The 26,999-nt window shown below is 72.2% G+C and carries 20 protein-coding genes; 8 read left to right on the top strand and 12 right to left on the bottom strand.

Features of this window, described 5'->3' with window-relative positions; genetic code table 11:
* Positions 1-37: 37 nt before the first annotated feature.
* A complete protein-coding gene (gene ileS / locus ACIBK9_RS29550; RefSeq protein ID WP_397162150.1) occupies positions 38-3,178 on the bottom strand; it encodes an isoleucine--tRNA ligase in 3,141 nt (1,046 codons plus the stop codon).
* Positions 3,179-3,617: 439 nt separating this feature from the next.
* Here ileS and ACIBK9_RS29545 point away from each other — a divergent pair, with 439 nt between their 5' ends.
* Genes ACIBK9_RS29545 through ACIBK9_RS29535 form a run of 3 tightly spaced genes read left to right on the top strand, consistent with a single transcriptional unit; the run spans position 3,618 to position 5,525 of the window.
* Complete coding sequence (locus ACIBK9_RS29545; RefSeq protein ID WP_357705396.1) at positions 3,618-4,007, top strand: TraR/DksA C4-type zinc finger protein; 390 nt, start codon at positions 3,618-3,620, stop codon at positions 4,005-4,007.
* Complete coding sequence (lspA, locus tag ACIBK9_RS29540; RefSeq protein WP_397162149.1) at positions 3,971-4,603, top strand: signal peptidase II; 633 nt, start codon at positions 3,971-3,973, stop codon at positions 4,601-4,603. The genes ACIBK9_RS29545 and lspA overlap by 37 nt, the downstream gene beginning before the upstream one ends.
* Positions 4,596-5,525, top strand: a complete 930-nt coding sequence (locus tag ACIBK9_RS29535; RefSeq protein WP_358293923.1) for an RluA family pseudouridine synthase — start codon at positions 4,596-4,598, stop codon at positions 5,523-5,525. Before lspA ends, ACIBK9_RS29535 begins: the two co-directional genes overlap by 8 nt.
* An 8-nt stretch (positions 5,526-5,533) precedes the next feature.
* Here the strand turns inward: ACIBK9_RS29535 and ACIBK9_RS29530 are convergent, their stop codons facing one another.
* From ACIBK9_RS29530 to ACIBK9_RS29505, 6 genes are read right to left on the bottom strand one after another with little or no spacing between them, the layout of a single operon-like run.
* The gene (locus tag ACIBK9_RS29530; protein ID WP_397162148.1) at positions 5,534-6,838 is read right to left on the bottom strand and encodes a protein kinase; all 1,305 of its coding nucleotides are present in this window, start codon (positions 6,836-6,838) and stop codon (positions 5,534-5,536) included.
* Positions 6,839-6,847: 9 nt separating this feature from the next.
* Positions 6,848-7,159, bottom strand: a complete 312-nt coding sequence (locus tag ACIBK9_RS29525) for an AzlD domain-containing protein (RefSeq protein ID WP_358293921.1) — start codon at positions 7,157-7,159, stop codon at positions 6,848-6,850.
* On the bottom strand, positions 7,156-7,818 hold the full coding sequence (locus ACIBK9_RS29520) for an AzlC family ABC transporter permease (protein ID WP_397162147.1): 663 nt from the start codon (positions 7,816-7,818) through the stop codon (positions 7,156-7,158). The genes ACIBK9_RS29525 and ACIBK9_RS29520 overlap by 4 nt, the downstream gene beginning before the upstream one ends.
* Before the next feature lie 10 nt (positions 7,819-7,828).
* Complete coding sequence (locus ACIBK9_RS29515) at positions 7,829-8,692, bottom strand: AraC family ligand binding domain-containing protein (RefSeq protein WP_397162146.1); 864 nt, start codon at positions 8,690-8,692, stop codon at positions 7,829-7,831.
* A complete protein-coding gene (locus ACIBK9_RS29510; protein ID WP_397162145.1) occupies positions 8,689-10,422 on the bottom strand; it encodes a protein kinase in 1,734 nt (577 codons plus the stop codon). Before ACIBK9_RS29510 ends, ACIBK9_RS29515 begins: the two co-directional genes overlap by 4 nt.
* 10 nt (positions 10,423-10,432) lie before the next feature.
* Positions 10,433-12,256 (bottom strand): serine/threonine-protein kinase, encoded by a 1,824-nt coding sequence (locus ACIBK9_RS29505; protein ID WP_397162144.1) that lies wholly within the window; start codon positions 12,254-12,256, stop codon positions 10,433-10,435.
* 286 nt (positions 12,257-12,542) lie between these two features.
* Between ACIBK9_RS29505 and ACIBK9_RS29500 the strand changes: the two genes are divergently transcribed.
* Positions 12,543-13,433 (top strand): chorismate mutase, encoded by an 891-nt coding sequence (locus ACIBK9_RS29500; RefSeq protein ID WP_397162143.1) that lies wholly within the window; start codon positions 12,543-12,545, stop codon positions 13,431-13,433.
* 221 nt (positions 13,434-13,654) lie between these two features.
* Here ACIBK9_RS29500 and ACIBK9_RS29495 read toward each other — a convergent pair whose 3' ends face one another.
* Positions 13,655-14,827: an SGNH/GDSL hydrolase family protein gene (locus ACIBK9_RS29495; protein ID WP_397162142.1), complete on the bottom strand. Its 1,173-nt coding sequence runs from the start codon at positions 14,825-14,827 to the stop codon at positions 13,655-13,657.
* 153 nt (positions 14,828-14,980) lie between these two features.
* The gene (locus ACIBK9_RS29490) at positions 14,981-16,345 is read right to left on the bottom strand and encodes an amino acid permease (protein ID WP_397162141.1); all 1,365 of its coding nucleotides are present in this window, start codon (positions 16,343-16,345) and stop codon (positions 14,981-14,983) included.
* Between the two features lie 169 nt (positions 16,346-16,514).
* On the opposite strand from ACIBK9_RS29490, the gene dnaE reads away from it, so the two are divergent.
* Together dnaE and ACIBK9_RS29480 are read left to right on the top strand one after the other, a co-directional pair.
* Positions 16,515-20,042: a DNA polymerase III subunit alpha gene (gene dnaE / locus ACIBK9_RS29485; protein WP_397162140.1), complete on the top strand. Its 3,528-nt coding sequence runs from the start codon at positions 16,515-16,517 to the stop codon at positions 20,040-20,042.
* Between the two features lie 150 nt (positions 20,043-20,192).
* On the top strand, positions 20,193-21,563 hold the full coding sequence (locus ACIBK9_RS29480; protein ID WP_397162139.1) for an amidase: 1,371 nt from the start codon (positions 20,193-20,195) through the stop codon (positions 21,561-21,563).
* Here the strand turns inward: ACIBK9_RS29480 and ACIBK9_RS29475 are convergent.
* Complete coding sequence (locus tag ACIBK9_RS29475; protein ID WP_397162138.1) at positions 21,560-21,964, bottom strand: hypothetical protein; 405 nt, start codon at positions 21,962-21,964, stop codon at positions 21,560-21,562. The genes ACIBK9_RS29480 and ACIBK9_RS29475 overlap by 4 nt on opposite strands.
* 171 nt (positions 21,965-22,135) lie before the next feature.
* Between ACIBK9_RS29475 and murA the strand changes: the two genes are divergently transcribed.
* A complete protein-coding gene (gene murA, locus ACIBK9_RS29470) occupies positions 22,136-23,446 on the top strand; it encodes a UDP-N-acetylglucosamine 1-carboxyvinyltransferase (RefSeq protein ID WP_397162137.1) in 1,311 nt (436 codons plus the stop codon).
* Positions 23,447-23,498: 52 nt separating this feature from the next.
* Positions 23,499-25,724 carry a transglycosylase domain-containing protein gene (locus tag ACIBK9_RS29465; protein ID WP_397162136.1) on the top strand — a complete coding sequence of 742 codons (2,226 nt, stop codon included), beginning with the start codon at positions 23,499-23,501 and terminating at the stop codon, positions 25,722-25,724.
* 16 nt (positions 25,725-25,740) lie between these two features.
* On the opposite strand, the gene ybaK is transcribed toward ACIBK9_RS29465, so the two are convergent.
* Positions 25,741-26,196 (bottom strand): Cys-tRNA(Pro) deacylase, encoded by a 456-nt coding sequence (gene ybaK, locus ACIBK9_RS29460; protein WP_358294295.1) that lies wholly within the window; start codon positions 26,194-26,196, stop codon positions 25,741-25,743.
* Between the two features lie 62 nt (positions 26,197-26,258).
* Positions 26,259-26,996, bottom strand: coding sequence for a helix-turn-helix domain-containing protein (locus ACIBK9_RS29455; RefSeq protein ID WP_387666485.1), 738 nt, complete (start codon positions 26,994-26,996; stop codon positions 26,259-26,261).
* Positions 26,997-26,999 lie beyond the last annotated feature (3 nt).

The following is a 26,999-nucleotide window of genomic DNA, read 5'->3' as shown; positions in this document are numbered from 1 at the left end:
CGGTGGCGCCCCCCATGTGGACGGATCGCGGCCCGGGTCAGGCGCGGCGGAGGTGGAACGTCAGGCCCAGGTCCTCGTCGTGGTGGGCCGGGAGGTCGTCCTGGGCGCCCTCGGTGAGGGACGCGGCCAGGACCTCGTCGGCGACCGTGCCGCCGCCGGAGCGCAGCGCGGCGGCCAGGTCGGGCGAGGAGGCCGTCCACCACAGGTCGATGCGGTCGGTGATCGACAGGCCGGAGGACTTGCGGGCCTCCTGGACCAGCCGGATCACCTCGCGCAGCAGGCCGGCGCGGCGCAGCTCGTCGGACAGCTCCAGGTCGAGGGCGACGGTCTCGCCGGTGCCGGTGCCGATGGCGCCGGTCTCCACGGCCCAGCCCGCGCGCGGCTGCTCGGTGACGATCACCTCGTCGGGGCCGAGCATGATCTCGCCCAGCTCGTCCGCCTCGATCATGACGGGGGTGCCGCCACGCAGCGTACGGGCCACGCGGGTGGCGTCGGCGGCGGTCACCGCGGCGGCCACCAGCTTGGTGCGCGACCCGAACCGCTTCCCGAGCGCCCGGAAGTTCGGCTTCACTGTGTACGACACGAGATCGGCGTCGAATCCGGACATGTCCTCCAGGGCCTGGACGTTCAGCTCGTCCGCCACCAGCCCCCGCAGCTCGGCGGGCAGCGACGGCCAGCCGTGCGCGCCCACCAGCGCCCGGCGCAGCGGCTGCCGCGTCTTCACGCCGGAGGAGGCGCGGGCCGAGCGGCCCAGCTCGACCAGCCGGCGGACCAGGGCCATCTGGTCCGACAGCGCCGGATCGAGCAGGTCCTGGCGCACCTGCGGCCAGCTGGTCAGGTGGACCGAGGAGGGGGCGCCGGGCGCGCGCAGCACGTCCCAGAGGTAGTCGGTGACGAACGGCGTGATCGGCGCCATCAGCCGGGTGACCGTCTCCAGGCACTCGTACAGGGTGGCGAACGCCTCGCGCGAGCCCTGCCAGAAGCGGCGGCGCGAGCGGCGGACGTACCAGTTGGACAGGTCGTCGAGGAAGTCGGCCAGGCGGCGGCCGGCGCGCTGGGTGTCGTACTCGTCGAGGGACGCGGTGACCTCGGCGACCGTCCGGTGCAGCTCGGCCAGCACCCAGCGGTCCAGCAGCGGACGCTCGGCGGCCGGCGGAGCGGGCTCGGACGGGCTCCAGGACTCGGCGTTGGCGTACAGGGTGAAGAAGGAGGAGGTGTTCCACAGGGTCAGCAGGACCTTGCGGACGATCTCCTCCAGGGCGTTGTGCCCCACCCGGCGGGCCGCCCACGGCGATCCGGAGCAGGCCATGAACCAGCGCAGCGCGTCGGCGCCGTGCTGGTCCATCAGCGGGATCGGCTCCAGGATGTTGCCCAGGTGCTTGCTCATCTTGCGGCCGTCTTCGGCCAGGATGAGGCCGAGGCAGAGCACGTTCTCGTAGGAGGACTGGCCGAAGACCAGCGTGCCGACCGCCATCAGCGAGTAGAACCAGCCGCGGGTCTGGTCGGTGGCCTCGCAGATGAACTGCGCGGGGTAGACGCCCTCCGGCTTGCCGTGCTCGCCCCACTGCGCGAACGGCATCGAGCCCGAGTCGTACCAGGCGTCGATGACGTCGGGCACGCGGGTGGCGAGCTCGCCGCAGGAGGGGCAGTCGAAGGTCACGTCGTCGACGTACGGGCGGTGCGGGTCGAGCGCGGAGACGTCCTGGCCGGCCAGCGTGCTCAGCTCGGCCAGCGAGCCGACGCAGGTGACGTGGCTCTCGTCGGCCGAGCACACCCACAGCGGCAGCGGCGTGCCCCAGTAGCGCGAGCGCGACAGCGACCAGTCGACGTTGTTGCGCAGCCACTCGCCGAACCGGCCCCACTTGATGGTCTCGGGGAACCAGTTGGTGTTGGCGTTCTCCGACAACATCTGGTCCTTGACCGCGGTGGTGCGGATGTACCAGGACGGGAGCGCGTAGTACAGCAGCGCGGTGTGGCAGCGCCAGCAGTGGGGATAGGCGTGCTCGAAGTGGGTGCCCCGGTACAGCAGCCCGCGCCGGCGCAGGTCCTCGGTGAGCTCCTCGTCGGCGTCCTTGAAGAAGCGGCCGCCGACCATGGGCACGTCGTCGAGGAACCGGCCGTCGGGGCCGATCGGGTTGACGATCGGCATGTCGTACCGCTTGATGACGGCCATGTCGTCGGCGCCGAAGGCGGGGGCCTGGTGGACCAGGCCGGTGCCGTCCTCGACGGTGACGTAGTCGCCGAGCACGACGTAGTGGGCGCCGGGGATGTCGACCAGGTCGAAGGGGCGGCTGTAGCGGGTGCGCTCCAGCTCGCGGCCCGTGTAGCGGGCGACCTCGGTGACGTCCTCGCCGAGGACCGACAGCAGCGGCTCGGCCACCACCAGCACCTCGCCGTCGGCGGTCCTGGCCGCGACGTAGGTGACGTCGGGGTGCACGGCGACGGCCGTGTTGGACACCAGCGTCCAGGGCGTGGTGGTCCAGATCAGCAGCGCCGCGCCCAGCTCGGCCAGCGGCCCGGACGTCACGGGCATGCGCACGTAGACCGAGGGGCTGGAGACGTTCTCGTAGCCGCCCGGCTGGCCCAGCTCGTGGTCGGACAGGCCGGTGCCGCAGCGCGGGCAGTACGGCGTGATGCGGAAGTCGCGGAACAGCAGCCCCTTGTCGAAGACGACCTTCAGCGACCACCAGACCGACTCGATGTAGGACGGGTCCATCGTCCGGTACGCCTGGGACAGGTCGATCCAGTAGCCCATGCGCTCGGTCATCTGCTCGAACGCGTCGACGTGCCGCAGCACCGACTCGCGGCACTTGGCGTTGAACTCGGCGATGCCGTAGTCCTCGATGTCCTTCTTGCCGGTCAGGCCCAGCTCACGCTCGATGCCGACCTCGACGGGCAGGCCGTGGCAGTCCCAGCCGGCCTTGCGCGGGACGCTGAAGCCGCGCATCGACTTGTAGCGCGGGAACAGGTCCTTGAACACCCGGGCCTCGACGTGGTGCACGCCGGGCAGGCCGTTGGCGGTGGGCGGGCCCTCGTAGAACACCCAGGCGGGGTTGCCGGCGTTCTGCTCGACGGACCGCTCGAAGATCTTCCCGTCCCGCCAGCGGTCGAGGACCTCGCGCTCGAGCGCGGGCAGGTCGACCTGCGCGGGAAGAGAGCGGAATGATGGGGAAGACATGTCGGGCGGGACCTCCACGCGTCGTCGGCCGGTTGTGGCGTGCGCGAAGGGACGAAGCCTCGCGGCTCCGCGGTACCACCCTTCTTGGCCTCCGGGGAGGCCCTCTTCATTCGCTTGCTGCCGGGTCTAGTGAGCTCTGCCGAGCCGTTCTTCCGGCGGCTCCGGGGTGATATCCCTCACAGCGGGGCCCCATCAACGCCTTGCAGTCTCAAACCATAACGCAGAGTGGAGCCGAAGACTTCCAGGTTTCCTCCCGCAGCCGGGGGCGTTGGTACGCAAGGAGGAAATTTGTGGGAATGGACGTCCCCGGGGAGGAGTTGAACGGGCGAGGCGGGATAGTACGGGTGAGGTAAACCATCCGGCGGGTCGTTTGCCGTTCCGTTATGAGGATCCTAAGCTGCCCGCACCATTCACGGCCTTGATCAGCATGGAGGCAGCCATGGCGGCAGTCACGCAGACCGCTACACCGTCGATGTGGTCGGAAGAGGAGCTGGCCGAGGTACGCGGCAGGCTGCGGACCGAGATCGACGAGCTCGAGGCCGACATCCTCCGCCACGAGTCGGAGATAGCCTCTGGTGACGTCACCCAGGGCGCGGGCGACGACCAGGCGGACGCCGGCGCCAAGACGTACGAGCGCGAACGCGAGATCGCCCTTACCCTGAATGCGCGCGATCTGGTCGCGCAGAACGAACGTGCGATCGCCAGGATCGACGCAGGGACCTATGGAGTGTGCGAATCGTGCCACAAGCCGATCGGCAAGGAACGTCTTCAGGCGTTCCCGAGGGCGACGCTGTGCGTGGCCTGCAAGCAGAAGGAGGAACGCCGCTAGGCAGGCCACGCGGACGTCTCCTCGCGATCCTCACCTCGCTGGCGGTCGTCGTCTACGCGGCTGACCTGATCAGCAAGACGATCGTGCTGCGAACGCTCGAAGGCAAGGCGCCGCTCGTCGTCCTCCAGGACGTCCTGCAGTTCCGGGTGATCTTCAACTCGGGCGCGGCGTTCAGCATCGGCACGGGGATGACGTTCGTGTTCACGTTCATCGCGGCGGGCGTGGTGGTGGCGATCGTGCGCACCGCGCGCAAGCTCCACAGCCTGCCGTGGGCGATCACCCTCGGGCTGCTCCTCGGCGGGGCGCTCGGCAACCTGACCGACAGGCTGCTGCGCTACCCGTCGGGGTTCGGCCGGTCCACGCAGCTCCAGGGGCACGTCGTGGACTTCATCGAGGTCCTGCCCGGGCACTTCCCGGTGATCGACTACTTCCCGGTGTTCAACGTCGCCGACTCGGCGATCGTCTGCGGCGGCATCCTGGCGGTGCTGCTGGCCTGGCGCAACGTGCAGATCGACGGCACCAGGGAGACCGAGCACACCGAGGAGACCGCCGCGGGGACCACCGCGGAGACCGGGAAGGAGCCCAAGGATGGCTGAGCGGCGGAGCCTGCCCGTCCCCGACGGGCTGGAGGGCGAGCGGGTCGACGCGGCGATCTCGCGGCTGTTCGGCTTCTCGCGCACCCGCGCGGCCGAGCTGATCGCCGCAGGCGAGGTGCAGGTCGACGGCGGGCAGCCGGCCAAGTCCGACCGCGTGCACGCCGGCGCCTGGCTGGAGGTGACGCTGCCGCCCCCGGTCAGCACGCCGATGCCGGTGGCCGAGCCGGTGCCCGGCATGACGATCGTCTACGAGGACGACGACATCATCGTGGTCAACAAGCCGATCGGGGTGGCCGCCCATCCCACCGTCGGCTGGACCGGCCCCACAGTGATCGGCGGCCTGCTCGGCGCCGGGCACACGATCGCCACCAGCGGCGCGGCCGAGCGGCAGGGCATCGTCCACCGCCTCGACGCCAACACCACGGGCGCGATGGTCGTGGCCAAGAGCGAGCACGCGTACTCGATGCTGAAGCGGGCCTTCAAGGAGCGCACGGTCGACAAGCGCTACCACGCGCTGGTCCAGGGCCACCCCGACCCGTTCAGGGGCACCGTCGACGCGCCCATCGACCGCCACCCCTCGGGCGAGGGCAAGTTCGCCGTGGTCGCGGGCGGCAAGCCGTCGGTCACCCACTACGACACGATCGAGGCGTTCCGCGCGGCCTCGCTGCTGGACATCAAGCTGGAGACCGGCCGTACGCACCAGATCCGCGTGCACATGTCGGCCCTGCGCCACCCCTGCGTCGGCGACATGCTCTACGGCGCCGACCCCACGCTCGCGGCCCGGCTGGGCGTCACCCGGCAGTGGCTGCACGCGGTCTCCCTCGGCTTCGAGCACCCGGCCACCGGCGAGTGGATGTCCTTCAGCACCGACTACCCCGAGGACCTGCAGAAGGCGCTCGACGCCGTCGCCGCCGACACCTGAGCCGGCCGCTACTCCTCGCCGTCCTGCGACGGGTCGATCTGGCCGGGGGTCCTGGAGGGGGCGTCGTCCTTCTTCTTGTCCTGCTCGTCCCGCTGGGCCGTCGACTTGGTCGGCGTCGGCTTCTTCGCCGGGGACTTCGCGGGGGTGCTGGTCCGTTCGCCGCTGGTGGGCGAGGGGGCGCTGCGCCGGGGCGCGGCGGACTGCGAGGGATGCGCGGACTGCGAGGGATGCGGGGTCGCCGGGGGCGGCTCGGAGTCGGTGACGGTGGTCTTCGGCGGGTCCGTCGGGGCGTCGCTGCCGGGCGGGGTGACGACCGCCGGGATCGTCGGGGCGCGGCCCTGCACCGGCTGGTCCGACTGCTTCGTCCACCAGGCCGCGCCGCCGGTGACCAGGCCCACCAGCAGCGCGCCCGCCGCGATGGCCAGGATCGGCATCCTGCGCGGGCGGCGTACGGCCATCGGGGGCACCGGCACCGGGCCGGTCTGCTCCAGCGGCCCCCCGGTCAGGACCAGTCTCAGCCGCTGCTCGGCCTCCTCCAGCGACATGCGCTGCGCGGGGTTCTTGCGCAGCAGCCCGAGCAGCACGGGGGCGAGCACGCCCGCGCGGGCCAGCGGTTCCGGCTCGGCGTGCATGACCGCGCCGAGCGTGGCCAGGGCGTTGTCCCGGTGGAATGGGGAGTGGCCCTCGACCGCCATGTACAGCGTCACGCCCAGCGACCACAGGTCGGAGGCGGGCCTGGCCTGGCCGCCGGCCGCCCGTTCGGGGGCCATGAAGGCGGGGGTGCCGATGAGGATGCCGGTCCTGGTGACGGGGGCCTCGTCCTCGGTGGTGGCGATGCCGAAGTCGGTGAGCACCGCCCGGCCGTCCTCGGTGAGCAGCACGTTGTCGGGCTTGACGTCACGATGGAGCACGCCCGCCGCGTGCGCGGCGCGCAGCGCCTCCAGCAGTTGCAGCCCGATGGCGGCGACCTTGGCCGGCGGCAGCGGGCCGTCGGCGCGGATGGTCTCGCCCAGGGTGCGGGAGTGCACGAGCTGCATGACGATCCACGGATGCCCGCCCTCCTCCAGCACGTCGTAGACGGCCGCCACCCCCGGATGCGCCACCCGGCCGGCCGCCCGCGCCTCGCGGAACGTGCGCACGGCGAACACCTCGCGCTCAGGGCCGCTCAGATCCGGCGGCGGCAGCACCTCCTTGACGGCCACGTCACGGCCGAGCACCTCGTCGTGCGCCTGCCACACGGTTCCCATACCGCCCTGGCCGATCGTCCTGAGCAGCCGGTAGCGGCCACCGACCATCCCCGCAGAATCGGACATGCACGGCGACTACCCAAGAAACATCCGGGCAAGCGCGGTGACGACGGCCGCCGCCGCCAGGATCACCAGGAACGGCGCCCGCAGCACCAGGGCGACCACGGCCGCCACCAGCCCCGCCGTCCGCGCCGGGTCGAACGCGGGCCGGCCCTGCTCGGTGAACATCTGCACCGCGATCAGCGCCGACAGCAACGCCACGGGCACCAGTTCGGCGAACCTGCGCACCGCCGGATGGTCCAGCACCCGGCGCGGCGCGGCCAGCCCGGCCAGCTTGAGCGCGTAGCAGCCGAGGCAGACCGCGACGATCGCCCACCAGACCGTCATCGCACCATCACCACCAGCACCGCGACCGCCGACAGCAGCACCGGCACGCCCGGCGGGAAGAACGGGCTGGCCGCCAGCGCGACCGCCGCCCCGGCCACCGCCAGCACCCGCAGCCGCCCGCTGGCGGCCAGCCGCGGCCACAGGATGGCCAGGAACGTGGCCGGGCCCACGGCGTCGAGCCCGAGCACCCGCGGGTCGCCCAGGAAGGACGTGCCGACCGCGCCGGCCAGGGTGGTGAGGTTCCAGGCGACGTACAGGCTGGCGAAGGTGGCGAGGAAGCCGGTGCGCGCCGACGGCTCGTCCGGCTGGGCCAGCGTGACGGCGGTGGTCTCGTCGATCACGCCGTGGGCGGCCAGCAGCCGGCGCGGGCCGCGGACGTTCAGCAGGTCGGCCAGGCGCAGGCCGTAGAGGGTGTTGCGGCCGCCGAGCAGCAGCGCGCCCGCGGCCGCGGCCGTCAGGTCGCCGCCCGCGCCGATCGCCCCGGCCAGCGCGAACTGCGAGGCGCCGGTGAAGGCCAGCAGGCTCAGCACGCACGCCTGGGGCACGCTGAGCCCGGCGGTGATCGCCGCCGCGCCGAACGCGAGACCGGACAACCCCACGGCCAGTCCCACACCGAGGCCGTCACGCACCGCGGCGGAACGGCGAGTTGTCGTTTCCATGGGAAACAGCTTATGAACTGGGCAAATATCCGGTCTTGTACGTTCCTGCGGCCTTTTGGTAGGCGGCGGGTGGGACGCCCACGACGCGCTTGAAGTGGCGGTTCAGGTGGGCCTGGTCGGTGAAGCCGACGTCCGCCGCCACCTGCGCCGGGCGTACCCCCTCAAGGAGCAGCCGGCGGGCCTGCCGCACGCGCAGCGAGGTGAGGTAGGCGTGCGGCGGCAGGCCCGTCACGGCCTTGAACGCGCGCAGCAGCGGGAACGGCCGCACCCCCACCGCCGCCGCCAGCGCCTCCAGCGTCGGCGGGTCGAGCAGGCTCTCGTGCAGCAGGGCCATCGCCTCGCGCACCGCCTGCCGGCCCGCGCCCGGCGGGCTCGCGTCCGGCCTGGGCGCGGCGTGCCTGCTCAGCAGCTTGGCGAACAGCGTGCGCGACAGCGTGGAGGCGGCCAGCGCGTCGCCGCGCTCGGCCGCCTGGTGCGCCCGCCCGAGCAGGGTCGCCACCTCCGGGTCGCGCACCACCTGGTGGGGGAAGTACGGGGTGGCCAGGGGCGCGTCGAGCTCGGCCGCGATCCCGGCCAGCGCCTCGACCGACGGATACAGCATCCGGTACGCCCACCCGCCCGGCGTGCCCGCCTGACCGGTGTGCACCGAGTCCGGGTTGACCAGCACCAGCTCGCCCGCGCCCGCCCGGTGCAGGGTGCCGCGGTAGTCGAACTCCTCCACGCCCGCCACGATCAGCCCGATGGCGTACCCGTCGTGGACGTGCCGGGAGAAGCGGTGGGTGACGTAGCGGGCCTTGAGCAGGTCGGTCTCGGGAACCGCCGGATGCCGCCAGAAGCGGGCCCGTTCCCGCGCGCCGTCGTGCTCCGGCGTCATTCCGGGCGGAAGGTCTTGACGAAGGTGTCGAACCAGTGCCGGTCGGCGGCCCAGCGGGAGTCGAGGGTCTCCCAGTACAGGGCGTACGGGCGGCCGGCCGCGGTGTGGAAGCCGCGGTTGATCACGTGGATGAGCTGGCCCTTGCGCATCTGGGTGAACTCCCAGTCGGAGGCGCGCAGGCCGAGGTATTCGGTGGGGGTGATGCCGATCCGGGTGTAGTGGTCGAACTCGCCCTTGGCCTTGATCTCCTTCTCCAGGCCGAGCCAGTGCTGTTGCGGGTCCTTCCACGGGATGTCGGGGACGGTCCACTCCACGATCATCGCGCCGGGGGTGCCGGGGCCGGACAGGCGGATGCTGTCCCTGGTCGGGTTCTTGGCGGCCGTCCAGGTCTTGGGGACGGCCATGGAGAAGCGGCCGGCGGCGCTGGTGAGGGGGCGCCAGCCGGCGGGCACCGCCGGGGCCGTGGGGGTCGGCTCGCCGGTGGGTTTCTTGGTCGGCTGGGGGCTCGGCTCGGGCGTCGGGGACTTCGACGGCGGCGTCGAGGGGTCGGGGGTGGGGTCGCCGGTGGCGGGCGGCTGGGCGCCGGCCGTCGGGGTGGGCGTGGCGGACCCTGACAACTGGTCGTAGAGCAGCACGCCGCCGCCGCCCAGGAGCGCCAGGACGGCCACCGTGGCGGGCACCGCGATCCACATCGTCCGGCCGCGCCGCCGCGGGTCTCCCGGGACCGTCCGGTGCGGCGGCCGCGCGTCGCCGGTGACGGGCGGCGATCCCTGCGGCGCGGGGTAAGGGCCGCTGGGCGTGGCGTGCGGGCCGTGCGGGGCCGGGTTCTGGGGGTACGGGCCTTGGGGGGACGGACCGGGGGCGGCGGGCCCCGGGGCCGGGAAGGGGGCCGACCACATGGGGGTCTGGTCGGCCAGCAGCGGTTGCCCGGTCGCCACCTGGTGGAGCAGGCGCGCGGCCTCGCCGGCCGGCATCCTGGCCGCCGGGTCGCGCCGCAGCAGCCCCATGATGACCGGCTGCAACGCCCCCGCCCGCACGGGCGGCTCCGGCTCGTCGCGCAGCACGGCCGCCACCGTGGCGGCCCACGAGTCGCGCTTGAACGGCGGCCGCCCCTCCACCGCCGCGTACAGGGTGGCCCCCAGCGACCACAGGTCGGACTCCGGACGGGCGGCCTCGCCGTTGAGCCGCTCCGGCGGCATGTACGCCGGGGTGCCCACCAGCCCGCCGGTCGCCGTCAGCCCCGACTCGGCCTCCAGCGCGGCGATGCCGAAGTCGGTCAGCACGACCCTGCCGTCGTCGGCCAGCAGCACGTTCTCGGGCTTCACGTCACGATGGAGCACCCCGGTGGCGTGGGCGGCCCGCAGCGCGTCGAGCACCCGGCCGCCGACCATCGCCACCAGCGCCGCCGGCAGCGGCCCGCGCTCGCCGATCACCTCGGCCAGCGAACGGGACCGGACGAGCTGCATGACGATCCACGGCCGGCCGTCCTCCTCGACGACGTCGTGGATGACGATCACCGACGGGTGGTCGAGGCGGCCGGCCGCCCTGGCCTCCCTGATGGTCCTGCGGTTGAGGTCGGCCCGCTTGGCGTCGCCCACGCCCGTGTAGCGGACCTCCTTGATCGCCACCGTACGGTCGAGCAGCTCGTCGTAGGCACGCCAGACCACCCCCATGCCGCCCTCCCCGAGGGGCTCGATGAGGCGATACCGGTTGCTGACCTGCCTTTCCACGCAGGGAAGCCTACTTTGCTGGTTTGAAGGTCGCGCTGAAGCCCTCGAAGAAGTGGTAGTCCTTCTTCCAGTGGCTGTTGAGGGTGTGCCAGTAGATGGCGTACGCCCTCCCGTTCTCGGTGATGAAGCCGCGGTCGCGCACCCGGGTCTTGCCCGTGTTGGTGTTCCAGGTGAAGTCCCAGTCGGCGGCGGCCTTCATGTAGTCGACCTTCTTGATGCCGATCTTCTTGTAGCCGCCGAAGTTGTGCTTGAGCGACGGCTCCTGCTTCTTCCAGTCCTTGTACGGGTCCTTGCCGGGCTTGGCCGCCTCCTCGATCATCAGGTAGGCGTTCGATGCCGCGCCGGGGCCCTTGAACTTGACCTGCCGGCCGCCGCGGTCCCAGACGTCCCAGCCCTTGGGCAGCCCGATGGAGAAGCCGAGCTCCTTGTCCTTGTACATCTTCCAGCCGCTGGGCAGCGGGTCGGCGTCCTCGGTCTTGTCCGGCGTGGCCGAGGGCGAGGAGGACGGCGAGGACGAGGGCGTGCTCGTGGCCGGCGGCTTCGACTCGGTGCCCGACGTGGACGCGGTGGGCGCGGAGGACGAGGTGTGGGCCTTGGCCGACTGCCTGGCCTGCGGCGGCCTGGACGAGTGGTCGTCGGGGGCCGACCTCAGGCCGAGATAGCCGCCGACCCCGGCGACCAGCACGACCGCCGCGGCGGCCAGCGCGATCGGCCCGAACTTGCGGCCCTGCCGGCGGCTGCTCACCGTGGGCTCGCCGGTGGGCGCGTCGGGGAGCGCGGAGTCCCCGGTCGAGGGCGGGATCCGCCCGCCGGTCCCGACGGGCGGCGGCGTGCCGGCGGCCCTGCTCCTCGGCGTGGGCGCGGGCCTGGGCGTGGTCCGGGGCGCGGGCCTGGGCGGGGGGACGGGCAGGTCGGGGTCGGTCGGGGTGTCGTCCTCGTCCTCGACGGGGTCCGGGGCGGGGACGGCGGCGCGCAACTTCCGGCTGGGGAAGCGCCTGGTCTCCGCCGGGCTCGACGCGGTGGCGGCCTCGCGCAGCATCCGCGCGGCCTCCTCGTACGTCAGGCGCTGCACCGGCTCCTTGACCAGCAGCCCGCTGATCACCCCGGCCAGCGGCCCGGCGTGCGGCGCGGGGTCGGGCTCGTCGGTCAGGACGGCGTGCATCGTGGCCAGCGCCATGCCGCGCTCGTGCGGCGAGCGGCCCTCCACGGCCGTGTAGAGCGTCGCGCCCAGCGACCACAGGTCGGACTCACGGCGCGCGGGCAGCCCCTTGAGCCGCTCGGGCGCGATGAACGCGGGGGTGCCCGCCAGGCCCGTCACGGTGAGCTGCGTCTCGGTCTCCAGCGTGGCGATGCCGAAGTCGGTCAGCACGACCCTGCCGTCGTCGGCCAGCAGCACGTTCTCGGGCTTGACGTCGCGGTGGAGCACCCCGGCCTCGTGCGCCCGGTGCAGCGCGTCGAGCACGGCGACGCCGATCTCGGCCACCCGCTCGGGCGGCAGCGGCCCCTCCTGCTTGATCACCGCCCCCAGGGAGCGCGACTGGACCAGCTGCATGACGATCCAGGGCCGGCCGTCCTCCTCGATCACGTCGTGGACGACGATCACGTTGGGGTGCTCGAACCTGGCCGCGGCCCGCGCCTCGCGCATCGTGCGCCGGTTGAGCAGCTGCACCTCGTCGCCCAGGGCAGCGGCGTAGCGGACTTCCTTGATGGCGACGGTGCGGTCGAGGAGCTCGTCGTGGGCGCGCCAGACGATGCCCATGCCGCCCTTGCCGATGGGCTCCAGCAGCTCGTACCGGCCGGCGATGCGGCGTCCGTCCTGCTTGCGATCCGACATCAACGGCCTCAAACCCTCCCTCTCGGCCAAGAAATACTCCCATAGCGAGGGATCATCGGCGACTCGCCGGAAGGTCAGTCCGCCATATGAGAAGGAACGTCCAGCAGGTGGAGGCGGGTGTAAGGTTTCAGACATGACTTGTCGCTACACCTTTACCGAGCCGGCTCCGGGAGGGCCGGTCGTCAGCTAGCGACCACCTGGAGTCGGCACAAGGCAGAGACGCCCCGTCTCTGCCTTTTTGGTTTTCCTGCCGGCTTCGCTGGGCCGGCCCGAGTGGGGAGTCGAGATGACATCGACCTTGGAGCGGCACATGGTGACGATCGGCGGGCTGCGCGTGGGGCACGGCCCGGCCGTGGTGATCGGCGGGCGGGTGAGCCTGCGCCCGCATCGGGGGCAGGTCGACGCGCGTGAGGCGCTGGGGGAGCGGGCCACGCTGGTGGAGCCGTACTCGGCGGCCGACCTGCCGGCGATCGCGGCGCTGGCCGACGCCGTGGTGGTGGGGGCCACGTGGACGCGCGACATCCCGCTGGTGCGGGCCGCGGCCGGGCTCGGGCTGCCGGTGGTGGTCGAGCGGCGGCCGTCGGCGTCGGTGGAGGAATGGGTGGGCCTGGCCGGCTACTGCGCGGCCGAGGGGAACGACCAGGTGGTCCTGTGCGAGGGGGGCCGGCTCGACCTCGGGGTGCTGCGGGCGGCGCGGGCCGCGTCGGGGCGTCCGGTGCTGGCCGACGTCTCGCGCGACCCGGGGCTGGCGGCGGCGGCCGTGGCGGCGGGCGCCGACGGCCTCGTGGTCGCCGGTCCCGGCGGCTCCGGTGGCTCGGGCGCGTCCGGGCGGGCGGACGAGGCTGCGGACGTGCGGGCGGCCGAGGAGGCCGTGACGCTGGTCGGCGCGTTGTTGCGGCCCGAGTCGCCGGCGACGCTGGCCGAGTGCCGGGAGGCGATCGACCGGGTCGACGCGGCGCTGGCCACCCTCCTGGAGCGGCGCGCCGCCCTGGCGGGCGTCGTTCAGCGGCTCAAGCCGGTGGGCGGGTTCGCGGGGCGCGATCTGGCGCGGGAGCGGGCGCTGGTGGCGAGGATGGCGACGCGGGCGCCTCAGCTGGGGGAGGAGCGGCTGGCGGCGGTGATGAACGCCGTCATCGAGGCGGGCCTCCACCTGGCCGAGGAACGCGCCCGCCGCTGAGCCCATAACCGAGCCACCCCTGAGCCGCGGGCGGGCCGCGGGCGGGCCGCCTCTTGGCGACCGCCGAGCCGTCTCTGCGCCGCGGGCAGGCCACGCCTGAGCCGTGGGCAAGCCACCCGCCCGCTCGCGGCTCAGGGCCGCCTCTTGGTCGGCGCTGAGCTGCGGCGGGCCGTCTCTGAGTCACGCCTGAGTCGTGGGCAGGCCACCCGCCTGCTCGCGGCTCAGGGGGTGGTGAGGCGGTAGTTGTGCAGCGGGCGGCCGGGGCCGGTGGCGATCTGCTGGTTGATCAGCTCGGCGAAGCGGCGGTAGCCGTCGCCGGTGGGGTGGAAGCTGCGGGCGTTGACGGTCAGCGGGTCCATGTCCACGGCCAGGCTGTTGAGGTACGGCTGCGGCGTGCCGGCCTCGTGGCCCGTGAACGCCTCGTAGGCGTCGACGTACTCGACGCTGCCGGGGGCGCCGAGGCCGGCCAGGCCGCGGTCGTGCTCGGCCGTGACGGCGCCCACCGTGTCGTTGAGCTTGCGCGTGACGGTGTTGAGCCACCGCTGGTCGGCCACGCTCAGGTTGTCGACCGTGCGGACGGGCGAGGCGGGGAACGGCCTGGGATAGCCGAGGACGATGACCCGGGCCCCCGGCGCGCGGGCGCGCAGTTCGCCGAGCACCCTGGTCAGGCTGGGCCGCAGCTCGGCGATGCGCCGGGCGACCGTGGCGTCCTGGTCGACGCAGGCCGACGACCAGGGCAGCTTGACGATGCACCCGGTCAGGACGTCGGTGAACCCGGCGTCGTTGCCGCCGATGCTCAGGGTCACCAGGCTGGCCGACGGGCCGACCCGGGTGATCTGGGGCCGCTGGCCGTACTGGCCGGACAGGAGCTGGCGGGTGGTGGCGCCGCTGCAGGCGTAGAAGGCGCTGCCGCCGGTGAACGGGTGCGCCTTCGCCACCAGCGGGACGTAGGAGCCGCGGGCGCGGTGGCAGCGGTCGGCGCCGTCGTTGACCGGGCCGGCGTCCTGCTCGTAGACGCCCTCGCCGGAGGAGTAGGAGTCGCCGAGCGCGACGTACGTGCCGCTCAGCGCGGCCTGGACGGGCGTCAGCCGGGTCAGCCGCGGCAGGTCGCCGCGCGGCTCCTGGAGCGGCCCGCAGCCGGGGGAGAGCACGGCGCAGGCGAGCTTCGGGTAGACGCCCAGCGGCACGCCGATCAGCGCGAGCGCGGCACCCACCGCCGCTGCCGCCGCCGCGACCCGCCACCCCTGCCGCCCCCGCCCCCGCCGCTCCGCCCCGACCCCGACCGGCGCCGGCGGCTCGACGGCGGGCACGCCGGACGGCCCGGTGTCGGGCTCAGTGACGGGCCCGGTGTCGGGCTCGGCGGCGGACACGGTGAGGGGCACGGTGAGGGGCATGGTGGCGGACACGGTGGCGGGCTCGGGCCCGGTGGTGTCCGGTGGCTCGGTGGCGGGGACGGCGGTCGCCGCCCGGCCGAGCGCGGGATCGAGTGTGTCGTCCAGCTTGTCCAGTGTGGCCTCCCCCGAGCGGCGACTCCTGCCCGGACGAGACTAACCCGCCTCCCGCGCGGCCTCCCGCGTCCGGCGGCGGCGGCGTACCACCAGCCAGCCGAGCGCGATGCCCGCGACCAGGGCCGGGATGAGGAAGAAGGCCACCCGCTGATCGCGGTCGGCGAACGGCATCAGCAGGATCACCAGCACCAGGAACCCGAGCGTCAGCCAGTTGGTGTACGGCGAGCCCGGCATCGGGAACGCCGAGCGGTGCCCGGTGGCGCGCAGCCGGGTCTGGCAGTAGACCAGCACCCCCCACGTGGTGATCACCCCCAGCGAGGCGACCGCCGTGGCGATGTTGAAGGCGCGCTCGGGCAGGTAGTAGAACAGCGCCACGCCGCCGAGGAACATGGCCGCGGTGAACACGATCCCGCCGATCGGCACGTGCCGGGAGCTGAGCGCGGCGGCGAAGGCGGGGGCCTCCCGCTTGGTGGCCATCGACCGCAGGATGCGGCCGGTGGCGTACAGGCCCGAGTTGCAGGACGAGAGCGCGGCCGTGATCACCACGAGGTTCATGGCGTCGGCCGCCCAGGGCACCCCGAGCCCGGCGAAGAACGTGACGAACGGCGAGGTGCCGGCGCTGTAGGCCGTCCAGGGCAGGACCATCGCCAGCAGCAGCACCGAGCCCACGTAGAAGATCGCGATGCGCCAGATCACGCCGTTGATCGCCCGCGGCATGACCTCGTGCGGCCGGGCGGTCTCGCCGGCGGTGATGCCGACCAGCTCGATCGAGGCGTAGGCGAACACCACCGACTGCAGGCTCATCAGGACCAGCGGGAAGCCGGTGGGGAAGAAGCCGCCGTGCGCGACCAGGTTGCGCGGCCCGGCGTCGCCGACGGTGAAGACCACCAGCACCAGCGCGACCACCAGGAAGATCACGATGGCCAGCACCTTCAGCATCGCGAACCAGAACTCCAGCTCGCCGAACAGGCGGACCGACAGCAGGTTGACCACCAGCACGAACCCCAGCGCGAGCAGCGCGGTCAGCCACTGGGGGAAGCCGCCGGCCCAGTAGTGGACGTACGCGGCGATGGCGGTCAGTTCGGCGATGCCGGTGAAGGCCCAGTTGACCCAGTACATCCAGCCGCTGGCGAAGGCCGCCCACGGGCCGATGAACTCGCCCGCGTACTCGACGAAGGAGCCCGAGGCCGGACGGTAGAGCACCAGCTCGCCGAGCGCCCGCATGACGAAGAAGGCGGCCAGCCCGGCGGTGGCGTAGGAGAGCACGAGCGCGGGCCCGGTGGCGGCCAGGCGGCCGCCCGCGCCGAGGAAGAGGCCGACCCCGATCGCGCCGCCGATCGCGATCATCTGGATCTGGCGGTTGCCCAGCGCGTGGCTGTACCCCTCGTCGGACTGCGTGCGCACCCGGTGTCTCCTTCATTACTTTGCGTGAGGGAGACGATATCGAGGCCGGTGGCCGCGAGGCTTCCGGCGCGCCGGTCCCGCGGGGCGCGCGAGGCGGCTCCGGGATGTCGGTCCGGCCCACTAGAGTCGGAGCGCACCATCGCATCCAGACCCGGGGAGGCGCCGCTCCATGTCGTCCAGCGACTCGTTCGTCCATCTGCATGTGCACACCGAATACTCCATGCTCGACGGGGCCGCCCGGCTCAAGCAGATGTTCAAACAGGTCGGCGACCTGGGCATGCCCGCCATCGCGATCACCGACCACGGCAACATGCACGGCGCGTACGACTTCTACAGGCAGGCCACGGGCGCCGGCATCAAGCCGATCATCGGCATCGAGGCCTACGTCGCGCCGGAGCTGCGGCACAACAAGAAGCCCGTGCTGTGGGGCGAGCCGCACCAGAAGAAGGACGACGTCTCGGCGGGTGGCTACTACACCCACATGACGATCTGGGCGCGCAACAAGACCGGCCTGCACAACCTGATGAAGCTCAGCTCGCGCGCCTACACCGAGGGCTTCGTGCGCAAGTGGGCCCGCATGGACGCCGAGATCCTGGCCGAGCACGCCGACGGCCTGATGGCCACCACCGGCTGCCCGTCGGGCGAGGTGCAGACGAGGCTGCGGCTCGGCCAGTACGACGAGGCGCTCAAGGCCGCCGCGAAATATCAGGAAATCTTCGGCAAGGACAATTTCTTCCTGGAGATCATGGACCACGGCCTCGACATCGAGCGCCGGGTCCGCGACGGCCTGACCCGCATCAGCAAAGAGCTCGCCATCCCGCCGCTGGTGACCAACGACTCCCACTACACCTACGAGTCCGACGCCGCCTCCCACGACGCCCTCCTGTGCATCCAGACCGGCAAGCAGCTGTCCGACCCCGACCGCTTCCGCTTCGACGGCTCCGGCTACTACATCAAGACCGCCGACGAGATGCGCGCCGTCGACTCCTCCGACCTGTGGGCCGAGGGCTGCCGCAACACGCTCCTGGTGGCCGAGAAGGTCGATCCGACCGGGTTCTTCGAGTTCAAGAACCTCATGCCCACCTATCCCATCCCCGACGGCCTGACGGAGAGCGAGTTCTTCCGCAAGACCGTCTGGGAGGGCATGGACCGCCGCTGGCCCGAGGGCTACGACGACGAGCACAAGCGGCAGGCCGAGTACGAGATCGGCATCATCGAGCAGATGGGCTTCCCGAGCTACTTCCTCGTGGTCGCCGACTTCATCATGTGGGCCAAGCAGAACGGCATCCCGGTCGGCCCGGGCCGTGGCTCGGCGGCCGGCTCGCTGGTGGCGTACGCGATGGGCATCACCGACCTCGACCCGCTCCCGCACGGCCTGATCTTCGAGCGCTTCCTCAACCCCGACCGCGTCTCCATGCCCGACGTCGACATCGACTTCGACGAGCGCAGGCGCGGCGACGTGATCCGCTACGTGACCGAGAAGTGGGGCGCCGACAAGGTCGCCATGATCGCCACGTTCGGCACCATCAAGGCGAAGGCCGCCATCAAGGACGCCGGTCGCGTCCTGGGCTATCCCTACGCGCTGGGCGACAAGGTGTCCAAGGCGTTCCCGCCGGCCGTGATGGGCAAGGACATCCCGCTGTCGGGCATCTTCGACAAGGACCACCCGCGCTACAACGAGGCCGGCGAGCTGCGCCGGCTCTACGAGGAAGACGTCGACGTCAAGGCGACGATGGACCTCGGCAAGGGCCTGGAGGGCCTGATCAGGCAGACGGGCGTGCACGCCGCCGGCGTGATCATGTCCCGCGAGGTGATCACCGACCACATCCCGATCATGCGCCGCGACTCCGACGGCGCGATCATCACGCAGTTCGACTACCCGACCTGCGAGACGCTCGGCCTGCTGAAGATGGACTTCCTGGGCCTGCGCAACCTCACGATCATCGACGACTGCCTGAAGATGATCGAGTCCACCACCGGCGAGCAGATCGACCTGCTGAAGCTGCCGCTCGACGACCGGAAGACGTACGAGCTGCTGGGCAGGGGCGACACGCTGGGCGTGTTCCAGCTCGACGGCGGCGGCATGCGCTCGCTGCTGCGGCTGATGAAGCCCGACAACTTCGAGGACATCTCGGCCGTCGGCGCCCTCTACCGTCCCGGCCCGATGGGCGCCAACTCCCACACCAACTACGCCCTGCGCAAGAACGGCCAGCAGGAGATCACCCCGATCCATCCCGAGTTCAAGGAGTCGCTGGCCGAGATCCTCGACACGACCTACGGCCTGATCGTCTATCAGGAGCAGGTCATGGCCATCGCGCAGAAGGTCGCCGGGTTCTCGCTCGGCAAAGCCGACCTGCTGCGCCGGGCGATGGGCAAGAAGAAGAAGGCCGAGCTGGACAAACAGTTCGAGTCCTTCGAGAGCGGCATGAAGGACAACGGCTACTCGGCCGACGCCGTCAAGACGCTCTGGGACATCCTGCTGCCCTTCTCCGACTACGCCTTCAACAAGGCCCACTCGGCGGCCTACGGCCTGGTCTCCTACTGGACGGCCTACCTCAAGGCCAACCACCCGGCCGCGTACATGGCGGCGCTGCTGTCGAGCGTCAAGGACGACAAGGACAAGTCGGCCCTCTACCTCAACGAGTGCCGCCGCATGGGCATCAAGGTGTTCCCGCCCGACGTCAACGACTCCGACTTCGACTTCACCCCGCGCGGCACCGACATCCGCTTCGGCCTGTCGGCGGTGCGCAACGTCGGCGGCAACGTCGTCGACGGCATCATCTCGGCGCGCAAGTCCAAGGGCCGCTTCGCCGACTTCAAGGACTTCCTGCGCAAGGTGCCCGCGATCGTGTGCAACAAGCGCGTGATCGAGTCGCTGGTCAAGGCCGGGGCCTTCGACTCGCTCGGCCACGTGCGCAAGGGCCTGGTCATGGTGCACGAGCAGGCCGTCGACGCGATCATCGACATCAAGAAGAACGAGGCCATCGGCCAGGACTCCCTGTTCGGCGCGATCGACGGCGGCGAGGACCAGACCTTCGACGTGCAGATCCCGCCCGGGGAGTGGGACAAGAACACGCTGCTGCAGTTCGAGCGGGAGATGCTCGGCCTCTACGTCTCCGACCACCCGCTGTTCGGCGTGGAGCACATCCTGGCCGCGGGGGCCGACTGCTCGATCGCCGCCGTCCAGGACGAGAGCCGGGCCGACGGGCACGTCGTGACGCTGGGCGGCATCCTGAGCGGGGTGCAGCGCAAGGTCACCAAGAAGGGTGACACGTGGGTGCTCACCCAGCTCGAGGACCTCGAAGGCGCGATCGAGGTGATGATCTTCCCGTCGGCGTACCAGCTGTGCTCGACGATCCTGGCCGAGGACGCGATCGTCTTCGTCAAGGGGCGCATCGACAAGCGGGAGGACGTCGCGAAGGTCATCGCCATGGAGGTGACCGCGCCCGACCTCACCCAGGAGGCGGGCGGGCCGCTGCTGGTGAGCCTGCCGCTGACCCGGTGCACGCCGCCGGTGGTCGGGCGGCTGAAGGAGATCCTCACCACGCATCCGGGCACCTCGGAGGTGCACCTCCAGGTGCACAACGGGCCGAAGACGACCGTCATGCGGGTCGACGACCGCCTGCGGGTGTCGCCGTCACCGGCGCTGATGGGCGACCTCAAGCAACTCCTCGGCCCGGCCTGCCTGGGCGCCTGACCCTCCGGAGCCTCGCCGCCCCGGCCCGCCTGGGCGCCTGACCGCGCCGGGGCTCGCCGGACCGGCTTGTGAGCGGGTGCCAAGGCGGGCGGGGGAGGTGGGCAAAGGTCGCCGTCGTGTCCCGGCGCGCGGGTGGGGCAGGATCGCAGGGTGAGCGAACTGCACTACCTGACCGCGACCGAGATGGCCCGCCTGATCAGGGCCGGGCAGGTGAGCGCCGTGGAGCTGCTCCAGGCCCACCTCGACCGCATCGAGCAGGTCAACCCCCAGGTCAACGCCATCGTGACGCTGGTGGCCGAGCGGGCGCTGGAGGCGGCCAGGGCGGCCGACGCGGCCGAGCCCGAGGGGCCGCTGCACGGCGTCCCGGTGGCCCACAAGGACCTGGTGGACACCGCGGGCATCCGCACCACGTACGGTTCGCCGCTGTTCGCGCGGAACGTCCCCGACAAGGACGACCTGATCGTGCGCCGCCTGCGTGCCGCCGGGGCGATCACGATCGGCAAGACCAACACGCCCGAGTTCGGCACCGGCTCGCACACCGTCAACGAGGTGTTCGGCGCCACCAGGAACCCCTACGACCTGGCCAGGTCGGCCGGCGGCAGCAGCGGCGGGGCCGCGGCGGCCCTGGCCACCGGCATGGTCCCGCTGGCCGACGGCTCCGACATGGGCGGCTCGCTGCGCAACCCCGCCTCGTTCTGCAACGTCGTGGGCCTGCGCCCCACGCCGGGCCGCGTCCCCGATCCCTCCGACACGGCCGCCTGGTACACGCTGGCGGTGCCGGGGCCGATGGCGCGCACGGTCGACGACCTCACGCTGATGCTCGGGGCCGTCGCCGGGTTCGACGCCCGGTCGCCGTTCGCGATCAAGGAGGAGTTCGCGCCCGAGCCCGAGCAGGGGGTGCGCGGGCTGCGGGTGGCGTGGAGCCCCGACCTGGGCGGGCTGCCGGTCGACCCGCGCACGGCCGCGGTGACCGCGACGGCGCCGGCCGTGTTCGAGGAGCTGGGGGCGCACGTCGAGCAGGTCGCGCTCGACCTGTCCGACGCCGAGGACGCCTTCCGGATCTACCGCGCCTGGTACTACGCCCTGTCCTTCGGCGACCTGACCGGCCTCGGCCCCAACACGAGCTGGAACGTCGAGCGGGGACGCACGGTCACCGGCGCCGACCTGGCCCGCGCCGAACGGCTGCGCAGCGGCCTCTACCAGCGCATGGCCGGCTTCTTCGACGACTACGACGTGCTGCTCGCGCCGGTCAGCCAGGTGCCGCCGTTCCCGGTGGAGCAGCCGCACGTGAGCGAGATCAACGGCGAGCGGCTGCCCGACTACCTGGCCTGGATGCGTTCGGCGTACTGGATCAGCGTGCTGCACGCGCCGGCGGCCTCGGTGCCGGCCGGGTTCACGCCCGAGGGGCTGCCGGTCGGGGTGCAGATCGTCGGGCGGCCGTTCGCCGACGCCAGGGTGCTGCGCGTGGCCCGCGCGTTCGAGCAGGCCACCGGCCACGGCCTGCGCCGCCCGCCGGTCTAGGGCTCGATGCCGTACGGGTGCCGCAACGGCGACTCGCGGTAGCCGTGCATGCCCTCCAGGAGGCCGAACAGGCCGACCGCGAGCAGCGGCCAGGCCACCAGCACCCCCTCGGCGGTCAGCTTCAGCGCCCCGGGGACGATCCGCACCCCGGGCTCGGCCGCGGCCTCCACCACCACCGCGCCGACCGTGAACGTGGACCCGGCCCACAAGGTGAGGAAGCTGCCCGCCACCCCGCCCGCGCACAGCCCGAGCAGCACCGCCAGCATCCAGCGCCGCCCGGCGAACCACGCCAGACCGCCGCAGAGCAGCCCCAGCGCGCCCGTGATCACCGCGAACCAGCCGTCGGCCGCGATCAGCGCCTGCGTGGTGAGGTCGGCCAGCACCAGGCCGTGCTCGGTCACCTGGTAGGGAGCTCGCGGCGAGATCGCGGACCAGCTGAGCCCAGCGGCGACCCCGAGAGTGGCGAGTATGAGGACAGTTACCGCAAAAGCGCGTACTTCCCTCGTCACGCCATTCCCCCTCACAACTGCATCCGAACCAGCTCGATGGTATCTCCCGGTTAGGCTCGCTTCGTGATTGCAGAAGAGGTCTGGTTGATCGAGCCCTCCGGCCCCCTCCGCGGGGACGTCGTCGTACGGGGCTCCAAGAACGGTGTGTCCAAGCACATGGTCGCCGCCATGCTGGGCAACGGCGAGAGCAGCATCCACAACGCCCCCGACGTGGGCGAGGTGGGCATCACCGCGGCGATGCTGGAGGCGCTCGGCATCCACGTCGAGATCGCCGGTTCCGAGATCCGCATCGAGCGCGGGGCGGAGATCAGGCCGCGGGTGCCCGACGCGTTCACCGGGCTCAACCGCATCCCCATCCTCATGCTCGGGCCGTTGCTGCACCTGGCGGGGGAGGCGTTCGTGCCGCTGGTCGGCGGCGACCCGATCGGGCGGCGGCCGGTGAACTTCCACGTGGAGGCGTTGCGCTCGATGGGGGCCGAGGTGGAGGTGGGCGACACCGGCATCTCGGCCAAGGCCAAGCGGCTCAACGGGGCCCGGCTCGAACTGCCGTACCCGAGCGTGGGGGCGACGGAGACGATCCTCATGTCGGCGGTGCTGGCCGAGGGCAAGACCGTGCTGAAGAACGCCGCCATGGAGCCCGAGGTGGTGGAGCTGGCGCTGTTCCTGCAGCGCATGGGCGCCCGGATCGAGCTGTCGCCCGACCGCCGGATCGTCATCGAGGGCGTCGACCACCTGCGCGGCGCCTCCACCTGGCTGACCGGCGACCGCATCGAGGCGTTCTCCTACCTGGCGGCCGGGCTGGTCACCGGGGGAGAGGTGCGCGTGCACGGCTGCCCCCAGGACCGCCTGGTCACCGCGATCACCACGCTGGCCAGGATGGGCGCCCGGTTCGACATCAACGACGAGTACCTGTGCGCCACCGCCCCGCCCGAGGGGCTGCGCTCGGCGGCCGTGCAGACCGACACCCACCCCGGCTTCATGACCGACTGGCAGACGCCGCTCATGGTGCTGTTCACGCAGAGCCAGGGCATGTCGGTGCTGCACGAGACGGTCTTCGAGAACCGCCTGGTCTACGTGCCCGCGCTGCAGCGGATGGGCTGCGAGATCGAGGTGTTCGACCAGTGCCTGGGCGGGCCGGCCTGCCGTTACCACGACACCAACGCCCGGCACTCGGCCGTGGTGCGCGGCGTCTCCAAGCTCAGGGGCGCCGACGTGACGCTGCCCGACATCAGGGCCGGGTTCTCGGCCGTGCTGGCCGCGGCGGTGGCCGACGGGACGTCCACGCTGCGCGGCGTGCACCACATCGAGCGGGGCTACCACCGGCCGTACGAGCAGTTCGCCTCGCTTGGTCTGAACATCCGAAGAGAACGGTAAAGACCGGGGAAGTGGGCGTTTGCCGATGATCTGCTGGTTGCAGATCATCTGCGTGACCGTACTCAGATCCATCGGTGGCCTCGCCATGGCGGGGGCGCTCGGCGGGGTGCTGGCGGCGGCACTGGCCGTTCCCGTGGTGAGCGGCGGCGGCCTGGCCGCCAAGAACGTCGCCGACACCTTCGTCGACCTGCCGCCCGCGCCCCGCGAGGAGCCCCTGGCGCAGGTGACCAGGCTGCTGGACAAGGACGGCAGGCAGTTCGCCCAGTTCTACGAGGCCAACAGGACGGCCGTGCCGCTCGGGGCCGTGGCGCCGCTGATGCGCAAGGCCATCGTGGCCATCGAGGACGCCCGCTTCTACGAGCACGGCGGCCTCGACGTCCGGGGCACGTTGCGGGCGCTGCTCACCAACACGCAGGCGGGCGGCATCCGGCAGGGCGGCTCGTCGCTGACGCAGCAGCTCGTCAAGAACATCCTGGTCGAGAGCGCTCGCACCGATGCGGAACGGGACAAGGCGCGCGCCCCCAACCTGGCCCGCAAGATCACCGAACTGCGGTACGCGATGGCCCTGGAACACAAGTACCGCAAGGACGAGATCCTTGAGCGCTACCTCAACATCGCCTACTTCGGCGCCGGCGCCCACGGCGTGGAGGCGGCGGCCCGGCGCTTCTTCTCCACCACCGCCTCCAAGCTGACGCTGACCCAGGCGGCCACGCTGGCGGGGGCGGTGCGGATGCCGTACTCGACCGACCCCTCGCTCGGCCGCTCGCACCAGGCGCGGCTGAAGGAGCGGCGCGACCTCGTGCTGGACCGGATGGCCGGGCTCAAGCTGATCACGCAGGCCCAGGCGAGCGCCGCCAAGAGCACGCCGCTGGCCCTGCGGCTGAAGCCCGAGCCGGGCGGCTGCGGGCAGAGCGCGTACCCCTACTACTGCCTGTACGTCCAGAACGAGATGTTGTCGAACCCGGCGTTCGGCAACACCCCGGCCGAGCGGCGGGTCAGGATGGCGAGGGGCGGCCTGGTGATCAGGACCGGCCTGGACCCGGTCGCGCAGCGCGCGGCCGAGCGCGCGATCCGGCGGCACGTCTCGCCGGAGGACACCGAGGTCGCCGCGGAGGCCATGGTCGAGCCCGGCACCGGCCGGATCAGGGCGATGGCGGCCAGCAAGGAGTTCGGCCGCAACCGCGGCAACAAGAAGAACGGCCCGCGGACCACCTTCAACCTGCCCGCCGACGTGGCGCACGGCGGCGGCCAGGGCTTCCAGGCGGGCTCGACGTTCAAGGTCTTCACCCTGGCCACGGCGTTGCAGCAGGGCTGGCGGTTCGGCGACGGCTTCCAGACGCCGGGGGAGCTGGTGCCCGCGCAGGGCTACCGCAACTGCGCCGGCCGGCCGGTCAACGACCCCGGCACGCGCATACTCAACGCCAGCGGCGAGGGCTCGGGCGGCCCGCACAGCATCGAGACCGGCACCTGGAAGTCGGTGAACATCTTCTACATGATGCTGGAGCGCAAGGTCGGGCTCTGCAACGTGGTCAAGACGGCCAGGGCCCTCGGGGCGGTGCGGGCCGACGGCCGGCCGCTGCGCGAGGTGCCGACGTTCACGCTGGGCGTCAACGAGATGGACCCGGTGACGGTCGCGGGGGCCTTCGCCACGTTCGCGGCGCGCGGCTTGCACTGCCGGCCGCTGGCGATCGTGGAGATCACCGACCGCAGCGGCCGGCGCGCGCACGTGCCGCCGTCCTGCGAGCAGGTGATGGAACGGCCGGTCGCCGACGCCGTCAACCACGTGCTGTCCGGGGTGTTCGACAAGGGCACCATGCAGGGGCAGAGCATCGGCCGCCCGGCCGCCGGCAAGACCGGCACCAACAACGGCTACACCTCGGCCTGGTTCGCCGGGTACACGCCGGACCTGGCGGCGGCGGTGAGCCTCGGCGACATCCGGGGCTCCTACCGCTACCCGCTGCAGGGCGTGCAGATCGGCGACCAGTACTACGGCGCCGTGCAGGGGGCGTCGCTGCCCGGCCCGATCTGGGTCGAGTCGATGCAGCAAGCCCTGGACCACACCGAGCCGAGGGGCTTCCCCGGGCCGGACATGGGCCGGTTCGGCGGCGGGTTCACGCCCGGCCTGAAGGAGGCCGAGGCGCAGGAGGAGGACAAGAAGAAGAACCGGCGGCAGGGCGAGCGCGCGTTCTTCCGGCATCACCGGCGGCTGTTCGAGTGGCTGCTCGGGCAGGGCCCGCCCGACCCGTCGTTCCGCCGGCCGCGCCACCGCTCCCGGTAGCCGCCCGTCGGGACGCTCAGCCCGCCTTGCCGATGGGGGCGGTGACCGCGCGGGTGAGGGTGATCAGGTTGTCGGGGGCGGTCTCGATCTGGAGCCCGCGCCGGCCGGCCGAGAAGTAGATCGTCTCGTGGTCGAGCGCCGAGGAGTCGACCACGGTGGGAAGCTGCTTGCGCTGGCCGAGCGGGCTGATGCCGCCCACCACGTAGCCGGTCACCCGCTCGACCTTGGCCGCCTCGGCCATGGCGGCCCGCTTGCCGCCCAGCGCCGAGGCCAGGGCCTTGAGGTCGAGCTTGCCCGACACCGGCACGACCGCCACCGCGAGGCCGCTCTCGGTCTCGGCGACCAGCGTCTTGAAGATGCGGTCGTAGGGCACGCCGAGCGCGTCGGCGGCCTCCTCGCCGTAGGCCTGGGCGCTCGGGTCGTGGTCGTAGGGGTGGAGCGTGAAGTCGGCCTTGGCCTTGGTCAGCGCCATGGTGGCCGGGGTGCCGCCGCCCTTGCCTTTCGTTTTGCTCACGTCTGACAAGTGTAGCGAATCTACATTGTAAAGGCGCGGCCCGGCGTGTACCCGAGCGCCCGCCGGAAGACGTCGATGAACGCGCTGGCCGAGGCCCAACCGCAGCGATGGGCGACCACGGTCACCGGCAGGCCGTCGGCCAGCAGCAGCAGCGCCTGGTGCAGGCGGAGCTGGGTGCGCCACTGGGGGAAGCTCATGCCGAGCTCGCGGCGGCACAGCCGGGCGAGCGTGCGCTCGCTGGTGCCCGCCAGGGCGGCGAGGGTGGCCAGGGTGCGTCCGTCGGCGGGGTCGTCGTGCAGGGCGGCGCAGACGGCGGCCAGGCGCGGGTCGCGCGCGGCGGGCACGTGGAAGGGCTGTTCGGGGGCGCGTCTGAGCCGGTCGAGCAGGACGGCGAGCAGGCGTTCGCGCTCCTCGCCCACGGGGGCGTCGTCGTCGGTGTAGGCCATGACGAGCTCGCGCAGCAGCGGGCCGACGGCGAGCACGGCGGGCCGGTCGAGGCCGAGCGGATTGTCGGTGAGCCCGACCAGGCGCAGGTCGGTGCTGCCGTGGGCGCGGTGTTCGTGCACGGTGCCGGCGGGCACCCAGATGGCGCGGTTGGCGGGGGCGACCCAGGTGCCGGCGTCGGTGGTGACGGAGAGCATGCCGGCGCAGGCGTAGGCGATCTGGTGGGTGTCGTGCCGGTGGGCGTCGATGCCCGTGCCGGGGGCCAGGGGGCGGCGGCCGGTGGGCGCCACGGGGGTGTGGCGGATATTCGGCATAGA

Origin of the sequence: Nonomuraea sp. NPDC050227 (genome assembly GCF_044459705.1) — a bacterium.
In the GTDB taxonomy this organism is placed as follows: Bacteria; Actinomycetota; Actinomycetes; order Streptosporangiales; family Streptosporangiaceae; genus Nonomuraea.
The sequence above is the reverse complement of the archived record's forward strand: the minus strand, read 5'-3'. Positions and strand labels throughout refer to the sequence as shown.